This is a genomic window from Aliinostoc sp. HNIBRCY26 (assembly GCF_050235535.1).
Taxonomy (GTDB): Bacteria; Cyanobacteriota; Cyanobacteriia; order Cyanobacteriales; family Nostocaceae; genus Trichormus.
Genome location: NZ_CP189852.1, coordinates 3,823,437 through 3,836,910, shown reverse-complemented (window position 1 = coordinate 3,836,910; position 13,474 = coordinate 3,823,437). Strand labels below are relative to the sequence as shown.

Annotated in this window: 10 protein-coding genes; 3 read left to right on the top strand and 7 right to left on the bottom strand. The window is 40.4% G+C overall.

Annotated features, from left to right (window positions below; translation table 11 throughout):
• Positions 1–56: 56 nt before the first annotated feature.
• From ACQFX9_RS16270 to ilvN, 5 genes are all read right to left on the bottom strand, one after another.
• A complete protein-coding gene (locus tag ACQFX9_RS16270) occupies positions 57–1,337 on the bottom strand; it encodes a sensor histidine kinase (protein WP_427156955.1) in 1,281 nt (426 codons plus the stop codon).
• Between the two features lie 156 nt (positions 1,338–1,493).
• Positions 1,494–3,947 carry an ATP-binding protein gene (locus tag ACQFX9_RS16265; RefSeq protein WP_427156954.1) on the bottom strand — a complete coding sequence of 818 codons (2,454 nt, stop codon included), beginning with the start codon at positions 3,945–3,947 and terminating at the stop codon, positions 1,494–1,496.
• Positions 3,948–4,300: 353 nt separating this feature from the next.
• On the bottom strand, positions 4,301–6,802 hold the full coding sequence (locus ACQFX9_RS16260) for a tetratricopeptide repeat protein (protein WP_427156953.1): 2,502 nt from the start codon (positions 6,800–6,802) through the stop codon (positions 4,301–4,303).
• Positions 6,759–8,105 carry a P-loop NTPase fold protein gene (locus ACQFX9_RS16255; RefSeq protein ID WP_427156952.1) on the bottom strand — a complete coding sequence of 449 codons (1,347 nt, stop codon included), beginning with the start codon at positions 8,103–8,105 and terminating at the stop codon, positions 6,759–6,761. The genes ACQFX9_RS16260 and ACQFX9_RS16255 overlap by 44 nt, the downstream gene beginning before the upstream one ends.
• Positions 8,106–8,309: 204 nt before the next feature.
• The gene (gene ilvN / locus ACQFX9_RS16250; RefSeq protein ID WP_427156951.1) at positions 8,310–8,831 is read right to left on the bottom strand and encodes an acetolactate synthase small subunit; all 522 of its coding nucleotides are present in this window, start codon (positions 8,829–8,831) and stop codon (positions 8,310–8,312) included.
• A 285-nt stretch (positions 8,832–9,116) separates the two neighbouring features.
• On the opposite strand from ilvN, the gene ACQFX9_RS16245 reads away from it, so the two are divergent.
• Positions 9,117–9,470: a BON domain-containing protein gene (locus tag ACQFX9_RS16245; protein WP_427156950.1), complete on the top strand. Its 354-nt coding sequence runs from the start codon at positions 9,117–9,119 to the stop codon at positions 9,468–9,470.
• Between the two features lie 141 nt (positions 9,471–9,611).
• Here ACQFX9_RS16245 and ACQFX9_RS16240 read toward each other — a convergent pair whose 3' ends face one another.
• Both ACQFX9_RS16240 and ACQFX9_RS16235 read right to left on the bottom strand, forming a co-directional pair.
• Entirely contained in the window at positions 9,612–10,703 is a 1,092-nt protein-coding gene (locus ACQFX9_RS16240; protein WP_427156949.1) for a saccharopine dehydrogenase family protein, read from the bottom strand.
• A gap of 203 nt (positions 10,704–10,906) precedes the next feature.
• Positions 10,907–11,641: a dienelactone hydrolase family protein gene (locus tag ACQFX9_RS16235; RefSeq protein WP_427156948.1), complete on the bottom strand. Its 735-nt coding sequence runs from the start codon at positions 11,639–11,641 to the stop codon at positions 10,907–10,909.
• 220 nt (positions 11,642–11,861) lie between these two features.
• Between ACQFX9_RS16235 and ACQFX9_RS16230 the strand changes: the two genes are divergently transcribed.
• Positions 11,862–12,500 (top strand): DUF1003 domain-containing protein, encoded by a 639-nt coding sequence (locus ACQFX9_RS16230; protein WP_427156947.1) that lies wholly within the window; start codon positions 11,862–11,864, stop codon positions 12,498–12,500.
• Between the two features lie 260 nt (positions 12,501–12,760).
• Positions 12,761–13,465, top strand: a complete 705-nt coding sequence (locus ACQFX9_RS16225; RefSeq protein WP_427156946.1) for a cadmium resistance transporter — start codon at positions 12,761–12,763, stop codon at positions 13,463–13,465.
• The last annotated feature ends 9 nt before the right edge of the window (positions 13,466–13,474 follow it).

Here is a 13,474-nt window from a genome sequence, read left to right as displayed (position 1 = left end):
TTTCTGGATCTAGTATTCCCAGATAGATGAATTCATCTTTACGCCAGAGATGAAATTTATGTAGGGATTTCAATAATAAATTCAGTACCTTCACCGAGAATGGATTGGCAATATAATTTGCCTCCGTGGGTTTGTTCCACAATTTGTTTTGCTATAGCTAACCCCAAACCAGTACCTTTACCCACAGGTTTAGTAGTATATAAATGGTCAAATATTTTTTGTCTAACTTCTTTATTCATGCCTTTACCATTATCAGAAATAGAGATTTTCATCCAGCTATCATTTAAAGATGTCGTAATTTTAATGAAGTTAGGGTTAGCTTGAATTTCTGCAAAACTGCGTCCTTTATTGGATTCCTCTAAAGCATCAATTGCATTAGCTAATATATTCATGAATACCTGATTTAATTGGCCAGGAAAACATTCAATATCAGGTAAATTATGATATTTACTAATCACGATAATTGCCGGACGTTGTTCGTTAGCTTTGAGACGATGTTGGAGAATTAAAATAGTGCTGTCAATGCCTTCATGGATATTAAAAAACTGTTTGATGTCGCTATCTGCACGGGAAAAAATCCGCAGACTTTTACTGATAGATGTAATGCGATCGCCGCCATCTTTCATTGCCCGAATGAGTTTTGGTAAATCTTCCCGCAGGTAATCTAAATCGATAGCTTCTAGTTCATCTGCAATTTCCGCGCCAGGTTGAGGAAATTTCTGTGCATAGAGATCGATAATACCTAACAAGTCCTTCATATAATCTTGTACCGCATTGACATTGCCCACAATTGCGCTGACAGGATTATTGATTTCATGGGCAACCCCAGCAATTAAATTTCCCAGGGCAGACATTTTTTCATGTTGAATTAGTTGTAGTTGAGAAGCTTCTAGTTCTGCTGCTTTTTGGGCGACTTGGGTGGCGAGATTTTTGGTGAGTTGAGATAGTTGCAAATGGGTACTAACTCGTGCCAAAACCTCTTTTTCATAGAAGGGTTTGACTATATAATCTACAGCTCCTAGTTCCAATGCCTTAACTTTGCTTTCACCATCGGAAAGAGCAGTCATAAAAATGATGGGAATATGGCAGGTACGTTCATTAGCTTTCAACCGTTGGCAAGTTTCAAAGCCATCGATACCAGGCATCATCACATCTAATAATATCAGGTCGGGAAGACGGCGTTCGATTTGCTGTAGGGCGCGATCGCCACTGGTGGCTATAGCTATATCAAAGCCAGCATCGCTTAAAGTTTCGGAAACTACCTCTAGGTTAGAGGGTGTATCATCAACAATTAAAACTAAACCTGTGATGGTAGATATTGGCGGTGTATACATCATTTTAGAATCTAGACATTAATAAAATTGCCGTAACAGATGCTTATACCAATTCAGTTCGTAGTCAAGACTTTAGTCCTTTTTTATTCGCGGAGCGTCTCGTAGAGAGAATTCAAGTTCTCACTACAAACCTTTAATTATTTATCCTGTTGTGCTGACTTAGGAAAGATACTGCTGAATGAATTGTTCCAGTTGTTCGCTTTGGAACTGTTTTGCCAGTTGAATAATCTTCTGGGTGAAAGGTTTGTATTGATGATTTTGTTGTTCTAGTTGTTCTGCGGCGGTGATTAGCTTTTTCAATCGCCCCTCCTGCACAAGTTCTAACCAAGCCTGGAGATCCTCTAGGGGGGGTGGAATTAGTTCCGTTGGTTCCTGTTCATCTGCCGATTGATCGGGGGTATCTTCAGTTTTCCAAGTGAGTTGCAGATGTTTTTCCAGCAGTCTAAACAAATCATTGACTTGCACTGGTTTAGCGAGGAAATCATCACCACCAGCATCAATACTCATTTGTTGATCGATTTGGGCAACGGAAGCAGAAGAAACAAGAATTTTGAGCGATCGCAGTTTTTCCTGTTCCCGAATCCGCCGCAGCAGTTCAAAACCATCCATTACGGGCATTACTAAATCAGTAATGACTAAATCGGGGAGATTTTGCTGGAGTTTGTCTAAAGCAGCTTGTCCGTGTTCGGCTTCGATAACTATAAATCCTAAAGGCGTTAGTAGATTCATTAAGACAGCGCGATTTTCCCAGCGATCGTCTACCACTAAAATATGCTGCTGTCGGCCTTCGTAGCCAATAATTTTACCTACCGATGCTGTCTGCTGTTGACTCCAATCATTGGCTAAGGGCAGAACAATCTCAAAAGAAAATTCGCTACCCATATCAAGCTGACTCTTGACTTTAATTTGTCCACCCATTAACTGTACAAGCTGTTGACTAATGGCTAATCCCAGCCCTGTACCTTCCACTTTCCGCTTTTGATCTCCCACTTGTTCAAAGGTTTGGAAGAGTTTATTGATATCTGCGGTGGCAATCCCCACCCCAGTATCGACAATGCTAAAGCGCAGTTTGGTGGTATTGTCGGCATCTTGCCCAATGCGGTGAACTTGTAGTGTGACACTACCGCGATCGGTAAATTTAATGCCGTTACCCAATAAGTTAATCAAAACTTGGCGCAGGCGTTTTTCATCGGCACTGATACCCAAGGGTAAATCAGCATCAGGTTCGTAGTAAAACTCAATACCTTTTTGCTGCGCCCGAATTTGGCAAATTTCCACCACACCTTGCAAAAAAGACGGCAAGTGAAAAGCTTGGGGGGAAAGTTCCAGTTTGCGCGCTTCGATTTTGGACAGATCCAAAATATCGTTAATCAGTGTGAGTAAATGAGTCCCACACTGGTGGATAATGTTAACTCCCTGACGTTCCTTTTCTGGCAAGTCTTTGGAACGTCCGAGAATTTGGGCATAGCCGAGAATCCCATTCAACGGTGTGCGGAGTTCATGACTCATGTTGGCGAGAAATTCACTTTTGGCATTGTTGGCACTGTCAGCAATTTCCTTGGCGGCATCCGCTAAGGCTTTTGATTGTTTGAGTTGGGCTTGTTCCGCAGATTGGACATAAACCAACACCCCAATTAATGCCCCTGCTAAGGCTAAGACGGCAAAAGCAATGATATCGAGAAGTTTTAGCTGAGATTCAATATTTTCACGGGGAATTACTAGTGCTACCGACCAATTAGCTTCTTTCAGGGGGAGAAACGCTACATATTTAACAGTTTTGTCGATGTTGACTAATTCTATACCTTGTTGGCGATTCACCATCTTTTTGGCGATCGCAGCTAAACCTGGATCTGTCGCATCAACCAATTTGATCCCTGGTTTTTCAATCGTAGTCATGAATTCAGGGTTAGGATGGATGATGGCTTGTCCTGCGGAGTTGAGAGCAAAAGCATAACTATTGTTGCCGTATTTGAGTTTTTCTGTAACATCCTTGATGCGATCGACAGCAACACTACCATGTACTACGCCGATGGGGGGACTCGATGGATTGCCATCTTTGCGGATAGGAACGGAGATAGGAACTGATGACACGCCATTGGCTCTTGCAATCATGGGATCGCCGACATGAACATAGCCAGCGATCGACCTTTGAAACCAGCGTCTATCTGTAACACTTGCCCGCTTACTATTGGGGACTGTACTCTCTCGCCATCCATCTGGTGTGGTTAAACCAAACAGGGAAAAATCCTCAAGTCGCTCGTCTTCTGCCTTTAAATATTTACTAGCGATCGCCCAATTCACTGAGCGCACCTCATCCGTGTTCGCTAACATCTCAACTCTCACCTTGAGAATTGCTAACCAGTGATCAATCTCATCTCCACTCTGTTTCACCTCTGACAGCACTTGATTCTTGAGATTGCCGAGCATGACACTTCGCAGGGTTTGATAGCTAAAATAAGCACCAACAACTACAAATAAAGTAGTACCACCCACAATTACCTTAGCTAAAAAACTGCGCGAAGCTTTACCAGAGTTGGTGCTGAGGAGGGAATCACCAACAGGTTTTTTCGCTGATGAGGAAGATTGCCAGAACGAGAAGACGGACATAGGCATCTGTGATCAATACAAGATGGGTAATTTATGATACCCATTTGTAAAGGAAGATGACCAAGATAGATTGAGTGAGCGATTATCTAAGGATTTCTCAATTGCGTTATACCAGTTCGCAATTCGCAATTCGCAATTCGCAATTAAAAAACTTAGATGCAGCAAAGCTTTTATGGTTTACGTCTGTATCAAGGTTTTCGTGAATTGGTATTAGCGTACCACTTTGCTACGCAACGCTACCGCGAACGTGGAAGCAAGCAACGCGTTAGCGTCTCGTAGAGAAGCGGGACGTTAGTCCATTGCGAATTGTGAATTGCGAATTGGTATAAGATTGTTTGACTGAGATTGAACAAACAACATCATTCAGACACTCTCTCACACCTTTCCCTGACTTGTTCCTCAGTTGTTCCTAAGATATTAGCCACCTCTTGTAACAAACTCTCATCTTGGGTAGCTTGGTAAAAACGAGCAAGGTTTTCCATCGAACTATTTAAACCATACTCATCATTAAAATCAAACATAATCTGTAAATTCTGCACATAATAAGCTTTTGCTTGTGCTATCTCCCCCAATTCCTCCGCCAGCTTACCAAGTTGAAAGTAAGTGCTAGCTTGACTATAGCGATCGCCATATTCAATTTTGATGTCCAAGGCTTGTTGATAATAGGATTGGGCTTGTTCCCATTGGAGTGATTCTTGGGCTACCATTCCCAAGTTGTGGTAGGTGCTAGCTTGGCTGTAGCGATCGCCATATTCAATTTTGATGTCCAAGGCTTGTTGATAATAGGATTGGGCTTGTTCCCATTGGTGTAATTCTTGGGCTACCATTCCCAACTGGTGATAAGTGCTAGCTTGGCTATGGTGATCGCCATATTCAATAAAGATATCCAAAGCTTGATGATAATAAGACTGGGCTTGTTTCCATTGACGTGATTCTTGAGCTACGATTCCCAGGTTGTGGTAGATTTTGGCTTGGTTATAGTGATCGCCATATTCAATTTTGATATCTAAAGCTTGTTGATAATAGGATTGGGCTTGTTCCCATTGGCGTAATTCTTCTGATAGCATTCCCAACTGGTGATAAGTGCTAGCTTGGTTATAGCGATCGCCATATTCCATTTTGATATCCAAGGCTTTTTGATAATAAGATCGGGCTTGTTCCCATTGGAGTGATTCTTGGGCTACAATTCCCAACTGGTGGTAAATTTTGGCTTGGTTGTAGCGATCGCTATATTCAATTGTGATAGCCAAAGCTTGATGATAATAGGATTGGGCTTGTTCCCATTGGCGTAATTCTTCTGATAGCATTCCCAACTGATGATAGGTGCTAGCTTGGCTGTAGCGATCATTATATTCAACTTTGATAGCCAAAGCTTGATGATAATAAGATTGGGCTTGTTCCCATTGACGCAATTCTTGGGCTACAATTCCCAACTGGTGGTAGGTGCTAGCTTGGCTGTAGCGATCGCCATATTCAATAAAGATATCCAAAGCTTGATGATAATAAGATTGGGCTTGTTCCCATTGACGTAACTTTTGGGCTACCATTCCCAAGTTGTGGTAGGTGCTAGCTTGGCTGTAGCGATCGCCATATTCAATAAAGATATCCAAAGATTGATGATAATAGGATTGGGCTTGTTCCCATTGGCTTAATTCTTGGGCTACTCTTCCCAAGTTGTGGTAGGTGCTAGCTTGGCTAAAGCGATCGCCATATTCAATAAAGATATCCAAAGATTGATGATAATAGGATTGGGCTTGTTCCCATTGACGTAACTTTTGGGCTACCATTCCCAACTGGTGGTAGGTGATAGCTTGGTTATAGCGATCTTCTATTTGTTGTTCAATTTCTAAACATTGCTGATAATATGTAGAAGCCTGTGAAAATTGTCTCAATCCTAAACAAGCATTGCCTATGTTGAATAATGCAGTAGCTTCACTATGGCGATTTTCTATATTTCTAGACATCAACAATGATTTTTCATAATACTCTATTGCTCTCTCAAATTGCCTTTGTTGATAGTAAGTATCACCTAATGTATTAATAACTTCCGATTGAAATAATCTATCTTGAAAATTCTCAGCAATCTCTTCTGCTGATACTAAATACTCTCTAGCTTTCTCTGGTTTTCTGTGGCTTAAATAAGCACGCCCAAGCTGATGTAAAATATTGCCATATTGACGCAGACTACCCTCTATTGGCTGGTGTCCAGTGGGTTTCTGTTCCATCAACAGTCTTTCTAATAAATCTATGCGCTCTTGCTTTTCTGGTGGTTCTAGTCTATCTATACCCTGAATATTTTCAGTTTTATTAATTGCGTCTTCTCTAGTTTTTGTAAGTGTTTTAAACCGAAATATACCTGAACGCCACGCCCAGAAATCAGGGGCAAATTTAGCTAGGCGCGTAATAGCATAATCTGGCAAAATAAATAGTATCGGGTGAGGTACAGTTCTTTTATAAGAATCCCGCACAAAATTTAAGTCTTGTAAAACTGGGGGATAATCACCAAACACACCAATAGATTTTTCCAACCCTCTGATAATCAAGACTAACTTTTTATTTGCTTCTACTTCAATTTCAGGTAATTTTTGTACAATCTCATCTCTTAAAAATCGCAGATTAGCATCCCCACAGTTGAGGATAAAAAATTGCATATTTTCACACTCTGGGTGGTTTTGCAATGCTGCAATCAATAAATCTACATCCGGCGGAAAGTTAATTTCTACAAAACCAAGTGTAAACTTTTCTGCAAAGTCGATAAAAGTCAGTAACTCAGCAAAAGTTTCTTGATTAATTGTGATAAATTGCCCAATTTCTACATTATTGACTTGTGAGGGCTGCGAGGGCTTTTTGGAAGAACTCATTGCGTTTTACCACGGGATTGGGGTAATTCCAGCGTTTATTGCCGTTGTATTCTAAAACTGAAGTGTTAAACAGCATCAATTGACCGATTTCATCTTTACTTACGTCTTTATTGATGCAAACCTGCGCTAAATGTTGATAATGTTCTTCAGGGATAAATCTCTCAAAACCAAATTGCTGTTGTTTGATAGCATATTCCACATCTTCAGCCGTAATTTTGGGATGTTTTTTAGTGCTAGCAGTTTGACAAGCACTCCGCATCATCTGCATTAATTGACGGACATGACCACCACTAGCTTTAGTTAACTCTAGCAATTCTTGGCGCGATGCAAACACTGCATCAATATCTACTCGCTTCTCAATCAAACTAGCAACTGCATCTAATCCCGCTTGATTATAGTTTAAATGACAGACATCACGCTCAAATTCATAAATATTCACCATTGGCACAATATGAGGATTACTATCAAATTGACACAATGGGTTTTTAGGTGAACAAAGAATAGAAATCGGCACTGTATAAATAATCGTACAATGCAGTTCTTGTAATTGAGCCGCGTAGTCAAAAAATAAATGGTCTGCAACTGTCGGCGGCACTCGATCTAGGTTATCGAAAATAATCAGTAAGCCTTTAAATTGGGGGAATTTTTGTCTAAGTTTAACGTAAGCATCACCCAACAAAAGGTTAATATCTGCCTTCAGTCGAGATAAATCTTTTTCTAAAGTTTGGCGAATTGTCGTTTTTTGTTTATCAGAACCTTTAATTTGCGCCAGCAATTTCACCATTAATTTAGCAATAAATGGTGCTTGTGGTTGTAGGGTGGCTTCTCCTTCAATGCTGACGGATTTCTCTACACTTTCCTCAGTTTCTTTGGTAATTTCTTTAAACCATGATTCAAAATTTTGTAGTAATCCCTTATCAAAGCTCAAGCCTAATTTTCTTAATTCAAATTCAACCTGTTTAATAACTATTAAATATAAATCTGTATAACTAGCATCATTAATATCTGTTTCTTCATTGACTTCTAAATAAATCACATGATAATTTTCTTGCCACAGCTTTTGAATGCGTTTTAATTCCGTGCTTTTGCCACAACCACGATGTCCCGTAAATAAAATTGTCGTAAAGTCTGATGGTTCTTGAAAATCTAAAATAGTGCTGACATTATCGACTGCGGAAGTTTTCCGCACATCAGATAAATCAACATAATATTTTTCTATATCTTCACCTTCCAATGGTTCAACTGTACAAGCTTGAAAGGCTAATTTGAGAGTATTAGCACGTTGAAAGTTAGATGTAGCCATCGTTAGTTTATAGTTAATCAATTAATATAAATTTATCACCCAAAAGTTTAGGTAATAAGCAACGTAAGAGAGAATGCGATCGCCTAGCGTCTTTTCTGGAGAATCGCCACGCGATTTTCATCCCAAAATAAATATAGCCTGCAAAGGCAGGCTTGGTTCTTGTTGCTGTGATTTCTTTTAGTCCAGCGTTTTGGCGATGATATCTCAGGAAGCCTTAGCTTCTAAAGACTTGAGTAACTCAGTATTCACACCAGATTCACGAGTCAAGGCGATTTTACCAGTGCGGGCCATTTCTCGAATGCCAAACTTTTGTAGCACCTGCACGATCGCCACCATTTTACCAGGGTCGCCCACAACTTCCAAAGTCAGAGAATCTTCCGCCACATCTACAACCCGCGCCCGGAAAATTTGAGCTAGTTCGATGACTTCCGAACGGTTAGAGCTAGTAGCATTCACCTTCAAAAGCATCAATTCTCTTTCTACACAAGGTGTCTCTGTAATATCCTGGACTTTGAGGACATTCACTAACTTGTATAGTTGCTTGGTGATTTGTTCAATTACGCGATCGTCACCAGGTACAACCATCGTAATTCGGGAAACGCCTCCCTGCTCACCCGAACCCACCGCCAGACTTTCGATATTAAAGCCACGACGCGCAAATAAACTCGCAATGCGGGATAGAACTCCCGCCTCATCTTCTACCAAAACTGAAAGAGTATGTTTCATCTTTGCCAACACAGGCTCAGGCTGCAATTTTGTTAAAGCGAATATTAACTAATTGCCGCCTTACACGTACTGTCTACTAGGTTAATAAATTATAAGTCTTAGTATTTTATTCTAAACTTAATCCCTGCACCCCTTCTACTCCTCACCAGACAAAAGTTAAGACTACCTCATACTGACAGTAGATGCTTTGCTAGCTGCACATCTTTTGATCGGTAGATGTGTAAAGTTCACAAAACTTTTATATTAGGGATGTAATCCTACGTAGTTTTAGGAGTAAAGATACTTATGGGTTGGTTACAAAGAATTTTCGGGATGGAAAAGCCTCAAAATGCTCAAGTAAATCCCACCTCCCAAGTACAGCAAGCAGCTACTTCCACCGCTACCCAGTCAATTCCGCCAGAACGTTTGGGATTAAATGGCGAATATGACCAAAGTGGTTTAGCTAAACGGGTAGCCTTAGCATTTGACCAAGATGCACAGCTAAAAAATGTAGATTCCCTGTGGGTGGCTCAAACTGGCGGTACTGTAGTTTTGAAAGGAAAAGTTCCTAGCCAAGAAATTCTCAACAAAATGATGTCCGTAGCTCGAAATGTACATGGTACGACATCCGTAGATACTACACAAGTTACTATTGGCTAGTTGTCGCCAGTTACCATGAGCAATTAAGACATTAAGCAACTAAGGGTATTTACTGAAAAATAAATGTTTTGTAGGGTGCGTCAGCTTAAGTAACCTATTTCATCACGAAAAGGGATTTAAGCTGACGCACCCTACTTGTTACTAACTCCTCAGTTGCTGCTCAATTTTTATGTTGCGACTAGCCATAGTTTGAGTGAATAAATCTGTGGTTAACGCAGCTTCTACAGGCCAAACTCCTGGTTGTTTTAATTGACCTGATAAAAGTAGTTGAGCAATACTACCTGCACCATAACCAGATGCAACTGCTGTATTTTCATGCAATAAAGTTGAGGAATATACAGCATTTTTACCGTTGATTTTACCTGTAACTTCTGCACGTACTGCTACACCAATACCGCTAAACACATTGGTGACATCTGTCATCAAATGACTCACATGAGATAAAAATTCAATTGCACTGTGACGCTGCATCAAAGATTTAGGGAAAACATGGGCGGCTATCCATGTGAGATGATTATAAAAATCTGGGACTGAACCAAACTTAGTAATTACAGATTTAACTTTAGGAAAAGCTTGAGGAATGGTGAAAGTTTCTGGCATATCAAACCAGTAGACCCCACTGCGTTTATAAGGAGAGGGAAAAGTGACCACTTCTCTCTCACTATAGGGTTTAACTAATTGCCATTGACCGTTTATCCAAGCCTCAAAAGAATGTTGCAATCCTAAAAAAGTTGTCCGCATGACCGTAACGCCAGCACCACCAGAACCAGCTACCAAATAACTTAAATGTACCTTTTCTGGCTCATGAAATTGTTCAATACCTTGGCGCGCCATACTGTTAGAAATACCAGGAAAAATCCCTGTATTCACAATTGCTGTAACGCCAGCATCGACAGCTTGTTGATGATAATTTAACGCTTTTTTAGTAAAAGAACGGTGGTCACTAACATCAACATAGTTAACACCTTGTTCAATGCAGAGTTTGAGAACGTTTGCATCACGGTAATGAAACGGCCCGGCACAGTGAACCACTATATCAGAATTAGCGATCGCCTCCCGCAACTTATCCACCTCTGCTAAATCCAACACCAGCAAGGGGAAATCAGCACCCTGAACTGTCCCAGGGGAACGTCCCGTGATTGTAATTTTGGCTTGTGTATGGGTAGCTATATCTTGGGCTACACTGCGACCAATGCGCCCCCGTCCTCCCAGAATTAAAACGCGGTCTGTCATCACTCCCTGTAGGCAACGATAACTCTATTTGACCAGCTTTTGGTGACATTGACATCAGTTACAAGTAAGACTTTAGTCAATAGTCAATAGTCATTAGTCAATAGTCATTAGTCATTAGTCATTAGTCATGAACAACTAATACTTCTCCCTTGTCTCCCTTATCTCCCCCACACCCCTACACCCCTACACCCCTATACCCCTAACTAAAACACTTTCCCCAAGAACTCAATTATTTCCTTCCACGCTGACGTAGAGGCGGCTGGGTCGTAGCGATAGCCGTCGTCGCGCATGAATGTATGTTCTGCTTCATACATATATACTTGATGCCGGATTTTAGCTTGCTCTAGGGCTGCAATTAGGGTTTTCCGGTCTGTTTCGGGAATGTGGGGGTCGAGAGTACCTAAAATTAATAACATTTCGCCTGTAATTTCACTTACCCTATGAATACTATCAGCGATTCCTTTACCTAATTTACCGCTAGGAATACCTGTAGGGTAGCAGCAGACACAGGCTTTAATTTCACTAGCGAAGGCGGCTCTAAAGGCTAAATGACCACCAATGCAAAAGCCGAGAGTACCGATTTTATTGGGGTCAACTGCGCTATCTGCCTTGAGGAAGTTAATCATAGCATGGCAATCTGCATCATATTCTGCGATCGCAGTCCGCCTTGCAGCATCATTCCCCCGCATTCTCCCCAAGTCATCCGGCTCTATGACCGTCCCAATAGGCTCAATACGGTGAAAAATCTCCGGTGCTGCTACCACATAACCAAACCCAGCTAAGTAGTTGACTAACCGCAACATCGCACCACCCAATTGGTAGATATCGCTGTAAAACAAAATCCCAGGGTAAACACCTGCGGGTTTCGGTGTAGCCACATAAACCCGCATCAAACTATCATCCACCCGCAATTCCACATTCCGCTTAGTAATCTGCATTGGTTTCGCTCCATCTCAGGCTTTCACTAGCTTTTACAAGACTTAACCCGAAAATCGGGATTTTAACAACAGCCACGAAATCAGAGCTATTTACTTCCGGTTTTATTCATCACTTTAATTTATCCTTTTAACAAAAAAGAGTATTTGCTCCTATTGTGGGAAAGACGTAAATTAAAAGTCATCGAAGCGAACACAACCGTAATTAACTAAAAGGTGCAGTATGAAGTCTACTAAAAATACATTATCAAATCGACATCAAATTATCAAAAACCATCCAGACACATCCACAGAAGAATTAACTCGCGGACAACATCTAGCTGATAAATTAGCTAGTCATGTAGGTTCTTGGAAATTTCTCATTTGTCAAAGTGCAGTTTTAGCGGGATGGGTAGGAATAAACTTAACACCAGGAGTTCCCCATTGGGATGAATCACCATTTATTCTGCTCAATTTAGTATTTTCATTTGCTTCTGCTTACACAGCACCTATTGTATTAATGAGTCAAAATCGCCAATCTGATACAGACCGCAGAAATGCAGAAATTGACCACCAAGTTAACCTGAAAGCTAGTCAAAATATCGAATTACTACACCAAAAATTAGATGAATTACACTCTCAAAAGCTCAATGAATTAACTCAAATCATCAAAGAACAGCAACAAGTCATTAATGAATTGAGAGTAACTATTATTCCTGCTGCTAAAGATAGCCAGGAAATGAAGGTTACTATATTACCTGGATTACATTTGCAAACTAATAATAAATTTCCTCAAAAAAGCACTAATCATAAACCTTTTATCCTTGACCAAACAGTTGCTAACAATCACAAAGTTGTAGAAAAACTGACTCGTAATCAATAACTCAGATATAAATTGCTGTTGTGATTCCCTCTACAAACAATAGCCAATCTGGTGAAAACATCAACAGATGAGAAAAATGAGACTCCAAAAAAGTTGTTACTCAGTCCCTAGTCCCTTCAATCTCAGCAGCTACAACCTTCCTATGGAACAGGAAATGCTACATCTACACGCTTCATTCAGTAGCAATTTCCCCAGTATTTGCAGACATAGACTTGCACTCCTTGACATCATCCCCATTAAAAAAATCAGAAGAACTAGAAATGAACGAATTTATTACTAATCTTTCCACAGGTATCACAGCTTTTACCGCCACCAATCTTGATGATTTAGTCATTCTGACACTATTATTCTCACAGGTGAATAAAACTTTCCAGCATCGACATATTGTCATCGGTCAGTATTTGGGTTTCTGTACTTTAGTGATTGCTAGTTTAGTCGGTTTTTTGGGAGGTTTAATCTTACCATCACAATGGATTGGACTTTTGGGTTTAGTTCCAATCATCATTGGATTAAATCGTTGGCTGAATGCAGATAGCGATGACTCTGAGGAGACGGAATCGGAAATAGAATTATCTCATAGTTCTAGTTTTGCGAGTTTTTTATCTCCTCAAGCTTATAGTGTGGCAGCTATTACTATTGCTAACGGTAGTGATAATGTGGGCATTTATATGCCATTATTTGCTCACAGTTCTGTGACGGATTTACTAGTAATAATTGGCGTGTTTTTATGCTTAGTCGGTGTGTGGTGTTATTTGACTTATAAACTCACTTGTCAGAGTGCGATCGCTAATTTACTGACACGCTATGGTAATCATCTAGTTCCCTTTGTTTTGATAGGTTTGGGTGTATTTATTATCCTAGACAGTGCTTCTCTAACTCCTCTTGGTTTGACAGTTACTTGTATATGTCTCATGGGACTGATCAAAGTAATTCAAACTTCTAAGTTCAAAACTCAAAGTTTGTAACTGTTAACA

What these genes read in the sequence shown, in the direction of transcription:
- ilvN (WP_427156951.1), bottom strand. Translation starts at nt 8,831, where the DNA reads ATGAAACATACTCTTTCAGTTTTGGTAGAAGATGAGGCGGGAGTTCTA.
- ACQFX9_RS16240 (WP_427156949.1), bottom strand. Translation starts at nt 10,703, where the DNA reads ATGACAGACCGCGTTTTAATTCTGGGAGGACGGGGGCGCATTGGTCGC.
- ACQFX9_RS16230 (WP_427156947.1), top strand. Translation starts at nt 11,862, where the DNA reads ATGAAGTCTACTAAAAATACATTATCAAATCGACATCAAATTATCAAA.
- ACQFX9_RS16265 (WP_427156954.1), bottom strand. Translation starts at nt 3,947, where the DNA reads ATGCCTATGTCCGTCTTCTCGTTCTGGCAATCTTCCTCATCAGCGAAA.
- ACQFX9_RS16245 (WP_427156950.1), top strand. Translation starts at nt 9,117, where the DNA reads ATGGGTTGGTTACAAAGAATTTTCGGGATGGAAAAGCCTCAAAATGCT.
- ACQFX9_RS16235 (WP_427156948.1), bottom strand. Translation starts at nt 11,641, where the DNA reads ATGCAGATTACTAAGCGGAATGTGGAATTGCGGGTGGATGATAGTTTG.
- ACQFX9_RS16260 (WP_427156953.1), bottom strand. Translation starts at nt 6,802, where the DNA reads ATGAGTTCTTCCAAAAAGCCCTCGCAGCCCTCACAAGTCAATAATGTA.
- ACQFX9_RS16270 (WP_427156955.1), bottom strand. Translation starts at nt 1,337, where the DNA reads ATGATGTATACACCGCCAATATCTACCATCACAGGTTTAGTTTTAATT.
- ACQFX9_RS16225 (WP_427156946.1), top strand. Translation starts at nt 12,761, where the DNA reads ATGAACGAATTTATTACTAATCTTTCCACAGGTATCACAGCTTTTACC.
- ACQFX9_RS16255 (WP_427156952.1), bottom strand. Translation starts at nt 8,105, where the DNA reads ATGGCTACATCTAACTTTCAACGTGCTAATACTCTCAAATTAGCCTTT.